Source organism: Pseudovibrio sp. FO-BEG1, assembly GCF_000236645.1.
Lineage (GTDB): Bacteria > Pseudomonadota > Alphaproteobacteria > Rhizobiales > Stappiaceae > Pseudovibrio.
This window is the reverse complement of record NC_016642.1, coordinates 3,620,438-3,641,741: the sequence shown is the minus strand read 5'-3', so window position 1 is coordinate 3,641,741 and position 21,304 is coordinate 3,620,438. Positions and strand designations below refer to the sequence as shown.

Below are 21,304 nucleotides of genomic sequence, written 5' to 3'. Positions count from 1 at the left end.
GTCACCGGCAGTTTTGAGAGTTTACTGGTAATCCAAGCAATAGATGTGTACGTATTTCACCGCTTTTGGCATCATTCATTCTGTGCCAGTGGGAAATAGGCGTGTCTGATGGTTAAAATGCCAAGATTTCCTATTCGCGATACCGTGAGTTACGGGATCGCGCAATTACAACTTAAGTGGAGGTTCGTATGAAACTTAGCAATGTTGCAGTTGGAGCTGCGCTGATTGCGGTTAGCGTTGCAACTGGAGCTTCGGCAGAAAATCGTTTCGTATCCATCGGCACCGGCGGTGTTACCGGTGTTTACTACCCAACCGGTGGTGCGATCTGTCGTCTTGTAAACAAGACCCGTAAAGAGCACGGCATCCGTTGTTCTGTAGAATCCACTGGTGGTTCTGTTTACAACATCAACACCATCCAGAATGGTGAGCTTGAGTTTGGTGTTGCTCAGTCTGACGTTCAGGCGAACGCATACGAAGGTCGCTCACAGTGGGACGGCAAGCCTTTCGGCGAGCTGCGCTCCGTATTCTCCGTACACCCTGAGCCAGTAACAATGCTTGCTGCAAAAGGTTCCGGCGTAAACAACTACACCGACCTGAAGGGCAAAAAAGTCAACATCGGTAACCCAGGTTCCGGTCAGTATGCGACTTGGCAGCTTCTTGAAAAAGAAGGCATCGTGAACAAGGGCGATCTGGCTCTGGCGACCGAGCTGAAGTCCGCTGAAGCTGGTGCTGCACTTTGTGACGGCAAGATCGACGCTTACTACTGGCTGGTGGGTCACCCATCCGCATCTACTCAGGAAACTGTAAGCACCTGTGATGCGCAGCTGGTGAACGTTGAAGGTAAAGCAATCGACGATCTGGTCGACAAATACTCCTTCTACCGTAAGGCAACTATCCCTGCAGGCATGTACAACAACGCAGAAGACATCAACACCTTTGGTGTTGGCGCAACTTTCGTGTCTTCCGCTGCTGTGCCTAACGATGTTGTTTACACCATCGTGAAGTCCGTATTCGAAAACTTCGATGACTTCAAAAAGCTGCACCCTGCATTCAAAAACCTGAAAGAAGAAGAGATGATCAAGGATTCCCTGACAGCTCCTCTGCATGACGGTGCGGTTAAGTACTACAAAGAACGCGGCTGGATGTAATCTATCCGGTTTTTCTATAATGCGGGGCGGCTCTAGCCCCGCATTTTTTGGTTTTCTATGAGATTTAGTAGGTTTCTTGCTCTGCCTTTACAGCTAAGGCAAAGGGGGAACTGTATTTGGGGGTGCGAATGAGTCCAGAACGACACAAGGCGCAAGTTGATGCGCAGGAACTGGTCGCTCAGGCAGATACCGGTGCACGAAGCCTTTCTGGCGGCTTAGGCACAATGATTGCGGCCATTGCCTTTTTCTGGTCTGTTTTTCAGCTCTACGTGGCGTCGAATGTTCCGTTTTGGCTGAATGATACCTTTGGCATCAATCTCATCTTCAACAACTCTGCAGTCAGAAACATTCACCTGGCCTTTGGTTTGGTGCTTGCAGCTTTTGCATACCCTCTGTTTTCCCGCAGCCCGCGTCACACCATACCGTGGTATGACTGGATCCTTGCATTTTTAGGCGCTGCGGCTTGTCTCTACCTTGTGATCATGCGGTCTGAAATCGCTAATCGCGCCGGTCTTCCAACTCAGATGGACCTGGTTGTGGCCACCACTGGCCTGACTGTGCTTGCGATCGCGGTTTACCGCAGCCTTGGTTTGCCACTTGTGATCGTTGCAGCGATCTTTGTCGGCTATGCCATGTTCGGCAACTCTTCTTTCCTGCCTGAAGTTATTCAGTGGCGCGGCGCTTCCTACGGTAAGGCCATGTGGCACTACTGGATCCAGGAGGAGGGCGTCTTTGGTGTTGCTGTTGGCGTCTCGGCTTCCATGATCTTCCTGTTCGTTCTCTTCGGCTCACTGCTGGAGAAGGCGGGTGCAGGTAACTACTTCATCAAAGCGGCGTTCGCGCTTCTCGGTCACCTGCGTGGCGGTCCGGCGAAAGCGGCGGTTCTTGCTTCTGCGATGAGTGGTCTTTATTCCGGTTCTTCCATTGCGAACGTTGTGACCACTGGTACCTTTACTATTCCGCTGATGAAGCGCACTGGCTTCCCGGCTGAAAAGGCGGGTGCTGTTGAGGTTGCGTCTTCCGTGAATGGTCAGTTGATGCCACCTGTGATGGGAGCTGCAGCGTTCCTGATCGCGGAGTTCACCGGTACCAGTTACCATCAGGTCGTTATTCACGCCTTCATTCCAGCTGTGATCTCCTATATCGCTCTGGTGTACATCGTGCACCTGGAAGCGTTGAAGATGAACCTGAAAGGCCTGCCTAAGCCTCCTGTGCATGTCACTGTGATGCAGCGTCTGATCGGTGTTCTGACCGGCTTTATCGGTATCACCATTGTTGGTGCTGCGGTTTACTACGGTCTGGGTTGGACTAAGACCGCGTTCCCGTCTCTGACGTTCCCAGTTGTTCTGGCACTGTTTGGTGCTGGTTATCTCTTCCTTGTTTACATCGCAGCTCAGGTTCCTGACCTTGAGGTGGATGATCCGAATGCACCTATCAAGGAGCTGCCGGCTGCTGGTGATGTTGGCCGTACTGGCTACTACTACATTCTGCCGATTGTTGTTCTGATCTGGTGTATTCTGGTTGAGCGTTTCTCGCCGTCTCTGTCAGCGTTCTACGCAACCATGGCGATGATCTTTATCGTTGTAACCCAACACCCAATCAAAGCTTTCTTCCGTGGGGAGTCTCAGACTGGCCGGGTATGGCAGGGTATCGTTGATTTTGCTGAAGGCATGATTGGCGGCGCGCGCAACATGATCGGCATTGCTGTTGCAACAGCTGCTGCGGGTATCATCGTGGGTACTGTGTCCCTGACCGGTATGCACCAGATGATCGCTGAACTGGTAGAATTCCTTTCAGGTGGCAATCTACTTGCAATGCTGTTCCTCGTCGCTGTGATGAGCTTGATCCTTGGTATGGGTTTGCCTACCACTGCTAACTACCTCGTGGTGTCCTCATTGATGGCACTTGTTGTGGTGCAGCTTGGTGAGCAGACTGGCTTTATCGTGCCACTGATTGCTGTTCACTTCTTCGTCTTCTACTTCGGTATCATGGCGGATGTGACGCCACCTGTGGGGCTTGCGGCCTTTGCTGCTGCTGCGATCAGCCGTGGTGATCCGATCAAGACGGGTGTTCAGGGCTTCATCTACTCTTTACGTACAGCAGCGCTGCCGTTCCTGTTCATCTTCAACACTGATCTTTTGTTGATCGATGTTGAGCCTCTTCAGGCGGTCTTTGTCTTCATTGTCTCTGTCGTGGCGATGATGCTGTTTGCAGCGGCGACGCAGGGCTACTTCTTTGCCCGTTCCCGTCTTTGGGAATCGCTGGTTCTGCTGCTCGTGGCATTTTCTCTGTTCCGTCCGGGCTTCTGGCTCAATCAGGTGCAGGACGAGTACGTAACTGTCACAGGTCCAGCCATTCTTGAGATGGTCAGCGATGCGCAGCCGGGTGAAATCGTGCGTCTTAACCTCGCAGGTCCGGATTTTGATGACATGGATAAAATCCTGACGCTGACATTGCCGCTAACTATTGGAGAAGAGCAGGGTGCTGATGCACGGCTTGAGGCTGCTGGTCTTGTCACCATGGAAGATGATGGCAAGCTGATCCTCGATGAGCCGTTCCCAGGCACAACGTTTGCTGAAAAACTGCAGGGCTTTGATTTTTACGGAGATGTTCCGGTTTCAATCCTAAGCTCTCAGGTGGAAGCAGAGCGTATGCCGAAGGAATTGTTCTACATTCCTGCGATACTCTTGCTCTTGCTGGTTGTTATGCTTCAACGCCGACGCCAAACTCAGCCCGCTTTTTAAGCGGGCTGTGCCATAAAACTATAATTTTTGAGGAGTTGGGAAATGTACTCCAATATCTTGCTGCCTTTGGATCTAAACGAAGAAAGCAGCTGGAAAACTGCGCTTCCCGTGGCTGTTGATCTGGCTCGTCATTACAAGGCTCAGCTGCATGTGGTGACGGTGCTGCCAGATTTTGGCAAATCTATTGTAGGCGGCTATTTCGCTCGCGAATTTGAAACCGAAGCTCTGGAGCGTACCCGTGAAGCTCTTGAAGAGTTTCTGGATACGCAGCTTCCTGATGAGGAGCTGGATGTGAAAGGGCACATCGCCCACGGAACGATCTATGAAGAGATCACCAGCGCAGCTGACAAGCTGGGCACTGATCTGATTGTTCTTTCCTCACATCGCCCTGAGCTGAAGGACTTCCTTCTGGGGCCAAATGCTGCGCGCGTTGTGCGCCATGCCAACCAGTCTGTTCTGGTGGTTCGTGACAAATAAAAGTCACTTATAGTGTTTTTGGTGGACGGTGGTTACGTGTTTCTACCCGCCGTTCACCAAAATGTGTCGCAGATTTTCTTGCCTGTTTGACGAAACACATCCAACTTTCAGCAAAATTGTATATATAAGCGTTGGTCATCTGTTGCCGGACCAGAACTTTGTCACGCCATCATGCGTGTCAGCGTCAGGTCCTTCAGGATGCATTCCAAACGGAATTAGGAAAGCTACATGTTGCAAGACATCACCCTATGGGGCGCATTTTTCGCGGGCATTTTGTCGTTTGTTTCTCCCTGCGTCTTACCGCTGGTGCCGCCTTATCTTGGATACATCGCTGGTCTGTCCATTGAAGAGGTGACAAGCAAAGATAAAAGCGCAGCGCAGAGCAACAGGGTTATGATTGCGGCCATGTGTTTTGTGGCTGGGTTCTCAACCGTGTTTGTGCTGCTTGGTGCAAGTGCATCGTTCCTTGGTCAGTTCGTGCTGCAGTACTCCCAGTACCTTGCTTATGTGGCAGGTGCGATGATCATCATTATGGGTCTGCATTTCCTTGGTGCGTTCAAGATCGGTTTTCTTTACCGCGAAGCGCGTGTGCAGATTGACCGCCAGCCAGGTGGCTTTGGTGGGGCTTATCTGATGGGCCTTGCGTTCGGCTTTGGCTGGACCCCGTGCATCGGTCCGGTTCTGGCAAGTATTCTTCTGATTGCTGGTACGCAGGCTTCTGTTAATCAGGGCGTCATCCTGCTGGCAGCTTATGCGCTGGGTATCGGTGTGCCGTTCATGATCGCTGCGATGTTTGCTGGTCCGTTCATGGGCTTCATGGCGCGATTCCGCAAGCATATGGGCACTGTTGAGAAAGTCATGGGTGCGTTTCTGGTGCTTACCGGTGTGGGCTTCCTGACCGGTTACATTCAGGCGTTCTCTTTCTGGCTGCTGGAAACTTTCCCGGTTTTCTCCCAGATCGGCTAAATCGCTCTATAAATGATGAAATGAAAAAGCAGGCCCCGGGGCCTGCTTTTTTGCGTTTAGAGCTGATTGTTTTCACGTCCTATGCGCTGGCCTTTTTCCGGAAGATGCCGGCTGGAAGAGTTGCCAGCAGGAGGCCTGCCATGATCGGTGCGAAGCCGAGGTAGTGGAATGTCTGCAGCTTCTCACCCAGAAACAGAACTGCCATGCCAACGCCGTAGGGTGTCATGAGATACATGAACATGCCCGCGATGGATGGGCCGACCAGGCGGATGCTGAACTGGTAGGTGAGGAACGAAGCAACAGATGCGACCAGTGCTACCCCTGCGATCGACATCCAAACTTCGCCTGTGTTTGGCACGGACGACGTGATTGCCATCTCAGTGACTGCGAATGGTGCGAGGATGAGCGTGCCGAGGATGGCGAGGATCGTGAACAGTGGTGCTGTTGAGATGCTTTGCAACTGGCTCTTCTTGATGAGCACGGAATAGATCGCCCAACTGAGTGTACACAGCGCAAAGAGCAAGTCACCGCTGTTCAGTTGCAGGCTGAGCAAGTTCCCCAGCGAGCCCTTGGTGACGATCACGAAGACACCGACGATGGCCAGTGAGATGCCGACAAGCTCGCGCATGGCCACTGCACGGCCTCTGAAGAGCCACTCAAGGGCTAGGATCAGAGCAGGAGCTGCAGAATAGATCAGCGTTCCGTTGGTGGCTGATGTTTCTTTCAAGGCCAGATAGACGATGGCACCGCAGATCCACATGGCGAGGAAGGCCATGAAGCTGAGGAGCTTCAGGTTTTTGCGGATAATCGGCAGACTTCTTTTCAGCTCACGATATGTAAACGGCAACAGGATGAGAGAGGCCAGACCCCATCTGAAAAAGGCGAGGGTCCATGGCTCTGTATGGGCAATGGCAGGCTTGGCAATAATGATATTGGAGCTCATGAAAACGGGCATGAGAAACAACAGGGCATATGTTGAGGCCCAATTTGAGCTCGAAGGAGAATGAGACACGCGTGGTATTCCGAAATGACCTGCAAGGCTGGGGTTGATCACGTCACTACTGGCGCGGTTGGTCCCAATCTCAGGTGCAGAAAGATGAAGCTAACTTATTGGAAAATGGTTGGCGAGCAATTGACTTTTTCTCGCACCAGTCTTGCGCAGACCACAGCGGTGTCTGCTGCGTTGAAGAATGGGCCCGCTGTCAATGTGAACTGCATTGTTCCATCAATCTCAGCGGTTGAGACCCGTTTCCTCAGGTCACCCAACAGGAGAGGATTGCTTTCCTTGAGCTTTTGCCACTGGTTGTTGAGCGCGTTGGTGTTGTCAAAGCTACCCAGATCAACCGCGAAGGAAGTGCGCACGATCTTGCGACGGCCCGACTGGCTGAGTTTGCCTGCTGCCGGGGTTTTGTAAAACTCAGGCAGCTCTGCTTTTGCCGGGATTGATGCGACAGTTTCAGGCGCTGAGGCATCCGGCAGAGTGGTTTCTGTGATTTCCGTCAGTTCTGAAAGTTTCATCTCCGGTAGTGGGTCGGGTGCCTGCGGTTGCGGCTTTGCGGCAGAAAGCTCTGGCGCTGGTAGCGTTTCGATTGGTGTTATCGGCTTTTGCTTTGGCTTTACTGCGGTGACTGCCGGTTTGGGAGCGGCTTTGGTTTCAGCCTGGGCTTGGCTTGCAGCTTCATCTAGCGCCTTCAGCTTGCTTGACAATCTGCGATTTTGCTCTGTCAAACGCAGCATGGAGCGGCGGAGAGAAACGATCTCCTCACGCACGGCCCGAAGCTCTTTTGTGTTCTGCAGTTCCTGCTGTGATTCGGTTTTTTCGCCAGTTCCATCATAAATCTGGAAGGCATTTTGTGCTGTTTGTCCACTGATTGAGGCCGTTGTGGTCACAGGGCCGGGTGCCGGGAGTGGAATTATTGCCTGGGCAAAATGGGGTGTTTGAGCTGCAAACTTGCCTGGCATCTGCACTGCGGAGGCGGCGAGGGCGACGAACGAGAGCGCAGCAATACCCCATGCCAGAACGGTCACACGTTCTCGCAGTACTTTCGGTTCTTGCCGTAACTCGTTGATTTTATGAGGAAGTCGCAACGCTTCCGGTCGCCTCGTATTCGAATCTAATCCTAACTATATGTATTAACTTGATTTTTTATGGTTAACAAAGTGCAAACGCAACCTGAAAAAGATGTATTAAACACTATCTGCTACTTCTAATGGGTGCGCTGATTTTCTTGGTGAAAGCAAAGGGATGTCCTTTGAAATGCCAAAGCTCTGGTGCAGGTTGCCTGTCAGTTTTGATTTCAAGTTACCCAAGGGGTTTGCATGTCCAATAGTTCTTGTTTGGCAATTGTTCTGGCTGCTGGATTGGGAACGCGTATGCGTTCGGCCCTGCCAAAGGTGATGCACGAGATTGGCGGGCTGCCGCTTGTTGGCCACGTGCTGAACTCTGTTGTTCACGCAGGAGCTGACAAGGTCGCTGTTGTGGTTGGCCCAGAGATGGCGAAGCTGGAAGAGCATGTCGCCATCCGCGTGCCTCATGCGACCTGCCATGTTCAGGTTGATCGCCTTGGTACCGCACATGCCGTAAAAGCGGCTGAGGATGCTTACAAGGCTGCTTCAGATCACGTTCTGGTTCTTTTTGGAGATACGCCATTGGTGAAGGCAGATACGCTGCATCGTCTGCGCGAGCGTCTTTCAGGTGGTGCTGATGTTGTGGTTCTGGGCTTTGAGGCAGATGACCCGTTTGGATATGGCCGTCTTCTGGAAAGCGATGGCGAACTTGTTGCGATCCGTGAAGAAAAAGAAGCAACTGATGAAGAACGCAGAGTCACGCTTTGCAATGCTGGCATCATGGCGTTCAAAGGCTCAGCATTGTCAGACCTGATCGCCGAGATCAAAAACGACAACGCCAAGGGTGAGTATTACCTGACTGATGCAGTGGAAGTGGCGCGCAGCAAAGGCATGCGTGTTGTTTCTGAACTGGCAGATGAGAAGGAAGTGCAAGGTATCAACAATCGCTCTCAGCTGGCCTCTTGTGAAGCTGTGTTCCAGCAGGTTCAACGGGAGACCTTCATGGAGAACGGCGTGACCTTGCAGGCGCCGGAAACTGTCTACTTCTCCTGGGATACTGAGATCGATCCAGATGTTGTGGTGGAGCCGAACGTCGTGTTTGGTCCGGGAGTTCATGTTGACAGCGGTGCTCGTATCCGTGCGTTCTCTCACCTTGAAAAGGCACATGTGAGTGCGGATGCCACAGTCGGTCCTTACGCACGACTGCGCCCGGGGGCGGATATCGGGGAAGGCGCCCATATCGGCAACTTTGTTGAGATCAAGAATGCCAAGGTTGAGAGTGGTGCCAAGGTCAACCACCTTTCTTACATCGGTGATGCACGTGTTGGTGCCAAATCCAACATCGGGGCAGGCACGATCACCTGCAACTACGACGGTTACCTGAAGCATCACACAGACATTGGGGCTGGCAGCTTTATCGGCTCTGACAGCGTGCTGGTGGCGCCTCTGACCCTTGGTGACGGTGCCTTTGTTGCTGCGGGCTCTGTGGTGACTTCTGATGTGCCTGAGAACGCGTTGGCGATTGGGCGTAGTCAGCAGGTGAACAAGGAAGGCCGTGCCAAAGTGATGCGTGAAATGCTTGCTGCGGCTAAAGCTTCAAGAAAGGGCTGAGCAATAATGTTGCACATTGCTGAGGTTAGCAGTGTGCTTGCTCAATTATCCTCAAGCTGTAACGAAACGAAACACGGATTGATTTCCCTCGCAGCAGTGCATCAGGTTAAAGACTTGGCCAAAAGTTGATGCTCGCATCAGTTGCGAGGTGGGATTTCAAGGAGAACACTTATGTGCGGTATTGTCGGTATTTTGGGGCAGACACCTGTTGCACCATTGCTGGTAGATGCGCTGAAACGGCTTGAGTATCGCGGGTATGACTCTGCAGGTATTGCAACTGTTGTCGGCGGCGACCTTAATCGCCGCCGTGCGAAGGGTAAACTTCGCAATCTGGAAGCGTTGCTGGAAGATAAGCCTCTTTCCGGCACAAGTGGCATTGGCCACACCCGTTGGGCAACCCACGGTGCTCCGACGGTAGAAAATGCACACCCGCATGCTGCTGATGGCGTGATGGTCGTGCATAACGGTATTATCGAAAACTTCCTGGAGCTGCGCGAAGATGTACGCAGCGCCGGTGTGAAGCTTTCTACCGAGACAGACTCTGAAGTTGTTGCGCACCTCATTTCACTTGAAGTGAAAACTGGTAAATCCCCACAGGCTGCTGTCGCAGCTGTTCTTGGTCGCCTGAAAGGTGCGTTCTCACTGGCAATTCTGTTTGCTGATCAGGACGATTTGATGATCGGCGCTCGCCGCGGTTCCCCGCTTGCTGTTGGGTATGGCGAAGGTGAGATGTTCCTTGGTTCTGATGCAATTGCTCTGTCCCCATTTACAGACCGCATCAGCTACCTTGAAGAAGGTGACTGGGTTGTTTTGACCCGTGCTGGTGCGCAGATCTTTGATGAGAACAACGCTGCTGTTGAGCGTGTGGTTCAAACGTCCAGCGTCAGCTCCACCATGATGGATAAGGGCAACTACCGTCACTTCATGGCCAAAGAAATCCATGAGCAGCCAGAAGTGCTGGGTCATGCGATCTCTCAGTATCTGAAATTCAATGAGGGCAAGGTCGCTCTACCGGAAGGCAATGATTTTGACTTCTCCAAGATCAATCGTCTCGTCATTTCCGCGTGTGGTACAGCTTACTATGCGGGATTGACTGCTAAGTACTGGTTTGAGAAGTACGCTCGCCTGCCAGTTGATATCGATATTGCCTCTGAGTTCCGCTACCGCGAAATGCCATTGGGTGAAGGTGATCTGGCGCTGTTCATTTCTCAGTCCGGTGAAACAGCAGATACGCTGGCATCACTGCGCTACTGTAAAGAGCAGGGCATGACCATCGGTGCGGTTGTGAACGTTTCTGAGAGCACGATTGCGCGTGAATCTGATCTGATCTTCCCGATCTTTGCAGGACCGGAAATCGGCGTTGCGTCAACGAAGGCCTTCACGTGTCAGCTGGCTGTTCTTGCAAGCCTTGCTGTGCTGGCTGGTCGTCAGCGTGGACATCTGAGTGAAGCTCAGGAAAATGAGCTGGTTGGTGCGCTTTCTGAGCTGCCAGCCCATGCTATGCAGGCACTGAAGCTGGAGCCTCAGATTGAAAAGCTGGCGCCATGGATGTCCAAGAAGCATCATGCTCTGTTCCTCGGTCGTGGCACAAGCTTCCCACTTGCTCTGGAAGGTGCGTTGAAGCTGAAGGAGCTCTCCTACATTCACGCAGAAGGCTATGCAGCGGGCGAGCTGAAGCATGGTCCGATCGCGTTGATTGATGAGAACATGCCGGTTCTGGTCGTTGCGCCATTTGATGGTGTTTACGAGAAGACCGTCTCCAACATGCAGGAAGTTGCTGCCCGTGGTGGTGAGATCGCTCTGTTCACGGATGAAAAAGGCGCGGAGGCAGCCGGTGTTGCTGCCAACCAGATGATCATTCTACCAGAGCTTCCGGAAATCGTCGCTCCACTCATCTACGCCCTGCCTCTGCAGATGCTCTCCTACCACACCGCCGTGTTCATGGGCACCGACGTAGACCAACCACGCAACCTGGCAAAGTCCGTCACCGTTGAATAAGCGGATGGAATGCTGAAGTTTTAAATGTTGGAGAGTAATAAAGTATCATACTGAGTAATAAAATTGCATACTGAGACCGCCGGTATTATGCTTGCTTTGCGAGTATTAAACCGGCGGTTTTGATATGGCAGGTAAGAACAAAGCGTTTTCTGACGCAAAGCTTGCAAAAATGATCAAAGAAGGGCGAGGGAGCGGAGCGTATTCTGAATACAAACCTTGGCTGACTGTTCGAGACTTGCCGTCTCTTGGGAGAGTACACCGTGTCTTCGGCCATAAATCGAAGAGAACCCATCATTTACTATCTGACCTAGAACTTTCCGTGTTCCTGCTTCTGGAATGGCATAATGAAGTTATCCAAGTCCGTGAGCAGTTCCCCCTTGAAAGAGATGATACTCGCAAGCTTGCGCTTGAAGCTGGGATCAAACATCCTAGTCTAGCTGGTGTTGACCAGTATATGTCCTCCGACTTCTTGGTGGACACGAGCGATGAGCAGCGGCCTAAGTTCGTATTGCAAGCGAAGTATAAAGATGCGCTGCAGGATGCTCGCACGGTTGAAAAGCTGGAGCTAGAGCGGCGATACTGGCAAGCGAAGGACGTACCTTGGTACCTCATTACCGAGCAAGAGGTGCCAGCTATCGTTACCAAAAATATAAAATGGCTCCACCCGGCGATGCGGAAGGAGGAAGGTCTTGACGAACTGTCTCTGGACCAGATGGATTTCTATGGTCACCACTTTAAAAAGAACCCAAATAAGACGCTCATCAGTATCTGTAAGGAATTGGATGTGGCCTATGGGCTGCCGCTTGGCCAGTCTCTTCAAGAGATAAGACAGCTTTTAGCTAAGCGATACTTCACCTTTGATATCTTTGCTCCTGTCACCAAGCTCAAGGCGAAAGAACTGAAAACAGGAGACCTAGGTTTTATCCGGGAGGTGTATCTTGTTTCAAATCAATGAAGTTTTGATGTTAGATCAAAGACGCTATCGCATTCTGCAGCTGATGGGTGAGTACTTAGTCTGGATTGATATAGACGATAAGTCGGCTTTCCCTGAAATCGCATCTACCGATGAGTTGAGATCTGCCATTGAAGCGGAAATCCTTGACCGGGTACAGGATCCTTTCAGTGAGCTTACTTTCCAGAACCCAGCAGAGGGAAGTACGGCGAAGGCAAAGCGAGACAGTAACTACGTTCTCATCAAACCTCTGGTGGATCTACCAGACTTTTATGATCCGGAAAGCCGCGGCGCTGCCATAAATATCATTCTTGCCAGTAAAGGCTCTACCAAGCAAACCCTCTACAGGTTAGCTCGTCGATACTGGCAAAGAGGTCAGGTTCCGAACGCTTTGCTACCTGATTACAAGAACTCAGGTGGGAAGGGGCAGCGGAGACTGGCAAAGGATAAGAAGTTAGGGCGTCCGCGCAAATACACCCCAGGAGTTGGTGCCAAGGTCGACGAATTTACAGAACGTTTGTTCCGCATAGCCATTGACCGTTATCTTCTCAAGGATAAGGGACACTCATTTCCTTATGCTCATCGCCGCTTTGAGAACATGTATCTGAATTACTTCCCAGATACACCTTCAGAAGAGTTGCCGTCCAACTGGCAGATGATGCATTTCTACAAGCGTGAGTACCAGCAGGCTGAAACACTAAAGAAACGAGTGTCTGCTATAGAATACAATAAAGATATCAGGCCTTTACGTAGTACCGCAAATGCACAAGTACTGGGGCCAGGTTCCCGCTATGAGATTGATGCGACCATAGCGGATATTTACTTGGTATCCGATAGTGAGCGCGGCAATATAGTTGGTCGACCCGTGGTATACATGGTGATTGATGTTTTCAGCCGCATGGTTGCTGGCTATTACATCGGCTTTGAAACACCTTCTTATGCAGCGGCGATGCAGGCTCTCTTTATGGCGGTAACTGATAAGACAAGTTACTGCAATGAAATGAAGTTTGAAATTGATGTCAAAGATTGGCCATGCATCGGTGTTCCTGACGCTGTCTTAGCTGACCGGGGTGAGTTGCTTGGGCATCAGATAGAAAATCTGGAGAGTAAGTTCTCAGTCAGGATAGAAAACACACCACCTTACAGAGGTGATGCGAAAGGTATTGTTGAACGTAACTTCAAGACAATTCAGAGCTCTTTCGGCCCCTTTGTGCCAGGCCATGTTTCAGGCACAACGGTTAAGAAACGTGGAGGGAGAGACTACCGACTGGATGCCAAGCTATCGGTTAAAGATTTTTCTCAAATTATCCTGTCGTCCGTGCTTTGCCACAACCAATACGCCGTCCTTGAGAAATACGACAGGGACGCTGACATGCCGACGGATCTTCCTGCCACTCCGCTCCATCTGTGGAACTGGGGGCTGCAGCACAGGACCGGGCGCCTGCATCAGGCTGATCCAGATGCACTCCGCATAGCCTTACTGCCGAGAAAAAAGGCAACTCTTTCAGAGCTTGGGGCCTGCTTGTTTGGCATCTACTATACATCAACAGAGTTTCTCCGACTTGGATGGACGCATCGTGGTCGGAATGTAAAACGTCCAGCGAGCATTGAAGCAGCCTACGATCCTTTGGTTGCAGACCGGATTTACCTGTTTCCAAACAGAGGCAGCAATAAATATTGGGTCTGTAATCTCTCAGAGCGCTCTCGTGAGTTCCGCGGGTGTTCGTTCTGGGATGTGTGGCAGGTTCGAGATGAACAGAAGAAAACATCAGCGACTGCCAAGGTGCGGTTCAAAACCATGAAGCGTCAGCATGAAGAGTTTGTGATTGAGAAGATTTCTCAGGCTAAGAATGCGGCGCCTGATAACTCGGCAGAGCCCAAAGCGCAGAGGATCCGTGCCATCAATGAGAACAAGCGTCACGAAAAAGCAGGTGAGCGAGCCCAAAAAGCACACCGTCCTGAAGCTGAAAGTGAACGTAAGTCAGGTGAGATAGTCCACCTTTCTGTGCGCGAACCGGATCTAAATTATCCTGATTTCATTGATGAGCTGTTTGAGGACGATGACTGATGCCATTGCCGGAAAACTTTGTTGAGGCTGTATATGTTGATCCGGGTTTGGAGCGTTATCGCGACAATCCATTGATTGAAGCGCTGCCACCAATCATGGATCTCTCTGCGCTTAAGAAGAAGTTAGCTGGAAAGATCACTTTCAATCCGCAAGATTGCTTTGAAAAAGGTCATATTCGTGCCCATCAGGTTAGCGCACTTCTAGACGATTTCTTTCAGCCATTGTCCATGCATAAGCAGTTGGAAGAAAAAATCTCAATTATGATCCGGGGTGGTTATGTCGGTCGCAATATAGCCGATGGTTCTTTGAACAGGAGGATGCAGGAAGGCTATCAAAGGATAATGTCAGGTGCGGCAGAAGGCTTTCATTTTGCTCAATCGAAGTCTACGGCTAAATGCTTCTCGCTGATTGGGTGCTCTGGTAGCGGCAAAAGCTCGACAATAAATCGTATTTTGGCGACCTATCCGCAAGTTATCTACCACAAGCAATACAACTACATTCAGATGCCCTATCTTCGGATCGAGTGCCCGTCTGATGGCTCTCTAAAGAGCTTGTGTCTAAATTTTTTCGTGAGGTCGATCGTGCGCTGAGCACCGCCTATGAGGAAAAGTACGCCCGTAAGCGTCACAGCACTGAAGTGCTGCTTTCTCTGATGGGACAAGTTGCAACGCAAAGGGCTGTCGGCGTGCTTGTTATTGATGAAATCCAGCGATTGACGCTTAAGAGGTCCATCAGCAAGGAAGCTATGCTGGAGTTCTTCGTTGAGCTAGTGAACAAGGTTGGTGTGCCAGTAGTCATGGTTGGCACTCCCAAGGCGAGACCTATATTTGAAATGGAGTTACAGGCAGGTAGGCGCAGTGCTGGCTTTGGGTCTCTGTTTTGGGAGCCGATGCAACGCGGTCCTGTCAGAGTAGATCCCGGTACAGGTAAGCAACGAAGGACAGAATGGCAGGCTTTTTCTGACAAGCTGTGGCGATACCAATGGTTATCTCAACGCGATGAGAACTTAAGTGAAGAAATCCGCGATTGCTGGTATGAGTTGTCGCAAGGGGTGATCGATATCGTGGTTAAGCTGTTTGTCCTTGCTCAGTTGCGGGCGATTTCTACAGGCTTGGAGCGGATAACGGTAAAGCTGCTACGTACAATCTATGAGCAGGAACTCAAGCCAGTGCACCCAATGTTAGACGCACTGCGTAGGGGAGATCCTGATGCAATTGTTAAATTCTCTGACCTGCAGATGCCGGCGATAGACAGACGCCTTCTTGAGTTGCGGAAATTAATCGATGAGAGGCAAGAAGAAAGAGAAAGTGAAGACGCATTCAGCGGTAATGAAAAAGCCAAAAAGTTGTCTACTTTATTGCAGGCAATGGGGTGCGATTCAAAGTTGCTACAGCCTTTAATAATAAACGCCTTCAATAAACATCCGAACCTTTCTTTACCTGACCTAGTTCAGATCGTTCTGGGCTGGTATTCTGCCTCGGTACAGCCGAAAACAGCTAAACCTGAAACAGTTAGATTTTCAGATTGGCATTCACTGCCCTCGGATGACTTTAGGTTCAAGTTTTCGCAGGCGGAACAGGGACTTTTCATGATGAACTGGCAGCAAGCCAGGATCTGTTCGACGTTTCTGGCTGGTTAAAGAGAGTGGGATGATATGTTAGGCTTCCCCTTACCTTATTGCGACGAACTGATTTATAGTACGATTGCAAGGTATGGGGTCCATAGCGGTATTACCTCCCCTAAAGAACTCCTGTTTGAGGTGTTCGGCGACACCAAAATTACTGCAGTTTCAGACCTGCCTGGACATTTAAAGAAGGTAGCAGAGCTTTATCCGGAACCACTCGGTATTGCGCCGCTCGACCTTCTCTACAAGCATACGCTCTTTCCTTTATATGCACCTTTTATCGGCAAAGCTCGACATAAGGCTCTTTCTCATGAGCTAGTCGGGAGCCGAAAAAGCTCCGTGCATCTGATGGCCGGCGTTATTGCATCACGCGTCAAGCAACCGAAGTACCTTCGGTATTGTCCTGATTGCGTAATCGAGCAATTTGAAAGGCATGGAGAATGTTATTGGCGTCGGATCTGGCAAGTCGCTGGAGCGGATAGCTGTCCTAGTCACGGTAAGTTAATTGATGCAAAAATATGCCGTCATGATGTGCATCGCCATGCATTTAAGGCAGCAAGCCCTGATACTTGCCCGTCAGTAAAAGCTCAATCTGGAAGTTGGCAAGATGTTGTGATGGCCATAAGTATAGACGAGCTACTGGGCCTTCGTGTGAAACATGTCCCTGAGTTAACTCAGTGGGGGATTTACTATAAAAACTTGGCAGCTGAGAAGGGTTTCAATCGGGGATTGCAGGTGCGCCATGAGGAAATCAAAGAGAGGGTCATAGAGTACTGGGGAGCGGAATGGCTTGCTGGGCACTCTCTTTTGCCCACCACGGACGCTGAGAGCTGGCTACAAAGCATCTTTCGAAAACACCGCAAGGCCTTTAGTTATCTTGAGCACTTGATCGTTCTTCATGCTTTGTTAGAGCCAAGATGGAATTTGCAAGACGCTATCAATGAGGTAGTGCAGGGCAAGGCTGTGAAGGGAGCTCCCAAGAGTTTACCAGTCCAGAACGAGGATAAGAGTGAAGCACACCGAAGTAAGTGGCTTGTTGCTCTTAATAAATATGGCGTAAAGGCGGCCAGGCTTAATGGCTTTGGGAGTGTCTACACGTGGCTCTATCGCCATGACAAAGTCTGGTTGATGGAGGTTAATCAGAAGCACTATAAACCGACAACTAGGCGGAAGGCACGTGTGGATTGGTCGATGCGGGATAGCAACACCCTTCGAGTGTTGGTTAAGTTGCGTGATCAGTTTGATAATCAGCTGAATGGGCCAAGGCGCTCAAAAAATTGGTACCTAAAGAAAATAGACGTTGCGGCGAGTGTTGAGAAGCACTTGGAACTGCTCCCTCTTTGCCGAGCTTTTCTAAAGCGTCACAGTGAGAGCATATCTGACTATCAAATAAGAAGAATTAAGTGCACCCTTTTAGGACTGAAACAGCACGGCGCTTCCATTAAGCGATGGAGAGTCCTAAGGGCAGCGGGATTGAGCGAAGAACGCCTTACTGAGCCAGCTCGTTGTTTTCTTATGGGGGTACTAAGAAATTGAATGGAATTGTGCATCTCAAAGGGTTTGAGGAAAATACCTGGATCAACGGTATAGGGGATTTGTTCTGCCGACAAGGTGGGGTTAGGTGGGCCGTAAACCTGAGTGTATTTCCACGCAGGCAAAACGGGGCTGACGCAACTTTGCTTTCAAATGCACCCTTACTGGTCCGCAAAAGCCTCATTAATCAAACAAAGGGCAATTATCGCCAGAGTCTTGAAAAGACTTTTACAGTTCAAAGAGCGAATGAATGGCGGTTTGACCGCTTGGGAAATTGCCCAGCTCTTGAACGGCGCTTACCAAATGAGCTTAGGCAATATTGTTTTGTCTTTGAACTGCGAGATGGCATTCAGGTTTTCCTTCCGCAATTCGAGTTAGCACGAGCTCTATTTTTCCATAATGGCTATTTAGCCCGCTCATCTGTGGTTCATGATGTTCTGAGTAATGAGTTTGCCGTTGAGTGTAACGAGTTCAATAAGGCGACAACCATCCATGTACTCCAGACCTGCAATTGCCCCCTGGAGATGTTTAATGATCCCGGATACCGCAGGTTGCTTGCCTGGTTGCTACTGGATAAGAATGCTAGGCGCTCCTATGAAAGCATAAGCCAATCCCAATTGCTCTACGGTCGCGACATAGGTCAGTATCGACGATGGACCTTTCAATTTGAGCCGCCACCGCTGACGAATGTTAGCTTAACGGTGAAGGGCAATTTTGAACCGGTGAGCCAGACACTGCTTGTTTATGAAGTGACTGGCATAAAAAACATTCCCGCTAATGTTCCAGATCAGGTCGAGTTCTGTAGCCCCAAGTTTTACGCGAATGGCAATGGTGCAGGAGAGAGAGGACAGCTTACCTCACCAATGCCAGAGCCTATGCAATATAATGTGGATGATAATGCAGAGGGTAGCCGGGAGAACAAACCAATCACCCTTAATGTAAGTAATACAGAGTTCGAGTTTGCGGAGGCGGTGGCAACTTCGAGGGTTGCGAAGAAGTCAAGACTGGCGCGGGGAGGTCGAAAGGATAACGGTCAACTTGAAAATGTTTTCACGAATGTGAGTACCGAGGAGCAAGGACCATTTGGAACGTTACCCAGCGCGGAGTGGGATAGCCTAAAAGAGCAAACAGACGATACCCACTTATACTTAAACAAGTTTAAGAGCTATTTTGAAATGCTTACGCTTCTGGAAGACAGGTACGGCTGCACTGTAGGCAAATATCCGCTTAGGAAGCTTCCGGCGCTAGGAAAATGCAGAAGGCATATCCTGGAAACTGATGGCAACCGTCGATGTCTTTCAGTTGCGCTCGTCACGATAGGTCAGCTGAGCTATTATTTTTTGGAGGTTGATACTTCTGATGCAAAGAAAGCATTGTCAACCAAAGTGATTTTTGCAACATCCATTCGAGCCATTACCGATCATTTGCGGGAGCTGGAAGAAAGACTCTTGAGTGGGTCTTTGTCTTGGCCAAACAAGTATTTAGACAATCTTGTTGGCAAAAAGAATCATTTTTGGATCTCTCATCAGAAGTCTCGTAAAAGTGGAGCTTTGACCTCTGATGAAATAGCTAAATGGGCAGAGCGTGTATTTTCTCGATTGCGTTAGCAGCTACTAACTGATGAAGATGCTTAGAGCAAAGATCGTCTTCGCCTTGTGTTGATTTAGTTGAAAAAGCCTATGGTTTTGAAGTGCTCGTTTCCATTTAACAGCAGCTAAGAATATGGAAAACAATAGGTGTCCGTCGTCGAATGAAGTTAGACAGAATTAGGTTCTGAATAGCGGAGTGTTTGGCCCGGTTTGCATGTTGATGCTAAGCGGCTTGCGCGTGGTAACGCAAGCGGCGATTTTGAAGAGTTCTGCGTTTAATCATCTGTCGGTTTTGTAGTATCGCCATATCCCTCCCGAAATATGCATCTGCTGGTGTCACGTTGCTCAGGCTCTCGTGATAGCGGTGGTGATTATAGTAATCGACAAACCTTTCAATCTGGGCTTCCAGATCCCCTGGCATGTAGTAGTTCTCGAGCAGGATGCGGTTCTTCATGGTTTGATGCCAACGTTCGATTTTGCCTTGGGTTTGCGAATGATAAGGAGCACCCCTGACATGCTCCATATCTTTTTCCTCCAGCCATTCGGCCAAGTCCGACGAGACGTATGAGCTGCCATTGTCAGAAAGTAGGCGTGGACGATGCAGCACCTTTGGTTGGTCACAGCCTGAGGCATCGAGCGCCAACTGAAGAGTGTCAGTGGCGTCCTTGGCTTTCATTGTGGTGCACAGCTTCCAGGCAATGATATAGCGGGAGTAATCATCAAGTACGGTGGACAGATAAAACCATCCCTAGCCTATGATCTTGAAATAGGTGAAGTCGGTTTGCCATTGCTGATTTGGAGCCGTGGTTTTGTCCCTGAACTCATCAGCGGCCTTGATGACCACATAGGCCGGTGAGGTATAAGGTCCTGCGCTTTCAGTAACCGATAGACGGAAGCCTCTGAAACAAAATAGCCTTTTGTGTCTGTGAAGCGGACCGCGAGCTCTCGTGGTGACAAATCTGGCTCGTCTAGCGCCATCTCGATAATCTGCGCTCTGATCTCATCGGGAATACGGTTCCAGATCCTGGATGGACGTGAGATACGGTCTTCAAGCGCTTCAACACCGCCTTCCAGATAGCGATCATACCAAACATAGAATGTTGAGCGTGGAATACCCAGCAGCTCCAACGTGCGCTTGATTGGCTAATGTGATCCGTCAACCAGCCGGATAATCTCCAACTTCTCGTGGGCGGGATATCTCATTCGTCGTCTCCCCCATCCTCGAGCATGCTTTTTTAAAGAAGCCGCAGCTCCAGAGCTTGTTCGGCGACCACCTCCTTGAGATCGCGTGCTTCTTTGCGCAGCACCTTGACTTCACCGGTGCTGGCCTGACGGGCGGTGTCACCGGCAAGTCGCATCTTACCAGCTTCCAGAAACTCCTTCGACCAGCTGCAGTAAAGCCCCTGTGAGATGCCCTCTTGTCGGCACAACTCGGCAATACTGTCCTCACCGCGCAGTCCAGCCAGAACGATACGGATCTTGTCTTCAGTGGAATAGCGCTTTCGGGTCTTGCGCCGGATGTCTTTAACCGCCTTCTCAGCTGCAGCGCTGGCGGTCCTTGTGTATTGCCCCATTGTTCACTCCTAATCTAGTGATCATGGGCCAAAACACTCCATTACTCAAATCGATCGATCTGTCCATAAGGCGTCGCCGACAAACAGCCCCGGTGAATGAGCCCATTCCCTTTTCCGGCATTTTAGATGAGATCTGGGCGAAGGCAGCACCTTGCATTGTGAACTCCGCATCGACGGGGTCAAAACCGACCTGATGCGGCTTGAGGTGTCCACCAGCGCTTATACTGTCAAGAAATATATTGGAGTACCGCTTGACCTGGTCATAAGCCTCTCCTGCAACTCCAGCTGCCAATCCAGCCTGCCGGCTAAACAGAACCTGGGTCATTGCGGTAATTTCCGCTCCGACAATAAAATGCTGGAACTTGTCAAATCCAGGCCAGTTGGTCGTTCCGGGGTTGTTATCGACGAACCTTTTTACCTTCCACCAGCGTTCCCGATCTTTAGCGCCCTCAAGGTTGCCCACGTTGCGCCCCAAGAGCCTGGCCATAGGATGAATAACGCGATGTTGGAAGGATCCGCGCCATTGCAGCGGATCTTGTCGATCGGCCAATGCCATTTCTGCCATTAAGCGATCAGGTTCCAGAACATCGGCATCAATAAGATCTCGCAGTTTTTGATTGGCAGTTTGAGTTACAGGTACAGACATTTCCCACCTTCAATGGATGCAATCAAAGCTTCCCAAACGTTAGTAACTTTAAGGGGGGAGCGGCAAGCCATTTGTCGTACATCAAGGCCGAACAAGTTCGACAAAGGGGATAAACGAAGTTGCGAGTTATGGTGACTGCTAAGCCAGATTTCGTAGATAGATCAGTTGTGGGAGAGTAATGAGCTTTCATACTGACAAGCACCTTTAGCAGTGCAACCCAGCTGCTACGAGATATCTGCCATAAAATAGAGTTACATGTTGGCCGAAACGCATTTGCTTTCAGTCGCAACGCTCATCTGGCTTTAGG

The 21,304-nt window shown here is 50.4% G+C and carries 14 protein-coding genes and 2 pseudogenes; 12 read left to right on the top strand and 4 right to left on the bottom strand.

The window, feature by feature from the left end; genetic code table 11:
• Nucleotides 1-188 precede the first annotated feature (188 nt).
• From PSE_RS16340 to PSE_RS16325, 4 genes are all read left to right on the top strand, one after another.
• On the top strand, nt 189-1,148 hold the full coding sequence (locus PSE_RS16340) for a TAXI family TRAP transporter solute-binding subunit (protein WP_008546441.1): 960 nt from the start codon (nt 189-191) through the stop codon (nt 1,146-1,148).
• A 128-nt stretch (nt 1,149-1,276) separates the two neighbouring features.
• Entirely contained in the window at nt 1,277-3,892 is a 2,616-nt protein-coding gene (locus PSE_RS16335; RefSeq protein WP_014285884.1) for a TRAP transporter permease, read from the top strand.
• Between the two features lie 42 nt (nt 3,893-3,934).
• The gene (locus PSE_RS16330; RefSeq protein ID WP_008546255.1) at nt 3,935-4,369 is read left to right on the top strand and encodes a universal stress protein; all 435 of its coding nucleotides are present in this window, start codon (nt 3,935-3,937) and stop codon (nt 4,367-4,369) included.
• Between the two features lie 228 nt (nt 4,370-4,597).
• A complete protein-coding gene (locus PSE_RS16325) occupies nt 4,598-5,335 on the top strand; it encodes a cytochrome c biogenesis CcdA family protein (protein WP_008546769.1) in 738 nt (245 codons plus the stop codon).
• Nucleotides 5,336-5,414: 79 nt separating this feature from the next.
• Here PSE_RS16325 and PSE_RS16320 read toward each other — a convergent pair whose 3' ends face one another.
• On the bottom strand, nt 5,415-6,347 hold the full coding sequence (locus PSE_RS16320; protein WP_256378184.1) for a DMT family transporter: 933 nt from the start codon (nt 6,345-6,347) through the stop codon (nt 5,415-5,417).
• A gap of 95 nt (nt 6,348-6,442) precedes the next feature.
• Nucleotides 6,443-7,423 carry a hypothetical protein gene (locus PSE_RS16315; RefSeq protein ID WP_208997959.1) on the bottom strand — a complete coding sequence of 327 codons (981 nt, stop codon included), beginning with the start codon at nt 7,421-7,423 and terminating at the stop codon, nt 6,443-6,445.
• 231 nt (nt 7,424-7,654) lie between these two features.
• Between PSE_RS16315 and glmU the strand changes: the two genes are divergently transcribed.
• From glmU to PSE_RS16280, 8 genes and pseudogenes are all read left to right on the top strand, one after another.
• Nucleotides 7,655-9,013 (top strand): bifunctional UDP-N-acetylglucosamine diphosphorylase/glucosamine-1-phosphate N-acetyltransferase GlmU, encoded by a 1,359-nt coding sequence (glmU, locus tag PSE_RS16310; RefSeq protein ID WP_041768626.1) that lies wholly within the window; start codon nt 7,655-7,657, stop codon nt 9,011-9,013.
• Nucleotides 9,014-9,184: 171 nt separating this feature from the next.
• Entirely contained in the window at nt 9,185-11,011 is a 1,827-nt protein-coding gene (gene glmS, locus PSE_RS16305) for a glutamine--fructose-6-phosphate transaminase (isomerizing) (RefSeq protein WP_014285879.1), read from the top strand.
• Between the two features lie 124 nt (nt 11,012-11,135).
• On the top strand, nt 11,136-11,966 hold the full coding sequence (locus PSE_RS16300) for a heteromeric transposase endonuclease subunit TnsA (RefSeq protein WP_014285878.1): 831 nt from the start codon (nt 11,136-11,138) through the stop codon (nt 11,964-11,966).
• The gene (locus PSE_RS16295) at nt 11,950-14,031 is read left to right on the top strand and encodes a DDE-type integrase/transposase/recombinase (protein WP_014285877.1); all 2,082 of its coding nucleotides are present in this window, start codon (nt 11,950-11,952) and stop codon (nt 14,029-14,031) included. Before PSE_RS16300 ends, PSE_RS16295 begins: the two co-directional genes overlap by 17 nt.
• A pseudogene (locus PSE_RS27505) lies at nt 14,031-14,830 on the top strand (ATP-binding protein); the annotation flags it as partial. The gene PSE_RS16295 and the pseudogene PSE_RS27505, both read left to right, overlap by 1 nt.
• A complete protein-coding gene (locus PSE_RS27500; protein WP_371260880.1) occupies nt 14,828-15,670 on the top strand; it encodes a hypothetical protein in 843 nt (280 codons plus the stop codon). The pseudogene PSE_RS27505 and the gene PSE_RS27500, both read left to right, overlap by 3 nt.
• A gap of 15 nt (nt 15,671-15,685) precedes the next feature.
• A complete protein-coding gene (locus tag PSE_RS16285) occupies nt 15,686-17,191 on the top strand; it encodes a TnsD family Tn7-like transposition protein (protein ID WP_014285876.1) in 1,506 nt (501 codons plus the stop codon).
• Entirely contained in the window at nt 17,188-18,795 is a 1,608-nt protein-coding gene (locus tag PSE_RS16280) for a Tn7-like element transposition protein TnsE (RefSeq protein ID WP_051125928.1), read from the top strand. Before PSE_RS16285 ends, PSE_RS16280 begins: the two co-directional genes overlap by 4 nt.
• Before the next feature lie 205 nt (nt 18,796-19,000).
• Here PSE_RS16280 and PSE_RS16275 read toward each other — a convergent pair.
• A pseudogene (locus PSE_RS16275) lies at nt 19,001-20,351 on the bottom strand (IS3 family transposase).
• A complete protein-coding gene (locus tag PSE_RS16265) occupies nt 20,314-20,997 on the bottom strand; it encodes a hypothetical protein (RefSeq protein ID WP_041768624.1) in 684 nt (227 codons plus the stop codon). The pseudogene PSE_RS16275 and the gene PSE_RS16265 overlap by 38 nt, the downstream one beginning before the upstream one ends.
• Between the last annotated feature and the right edge of the window lie 307 nt (nt 20,998-21,304).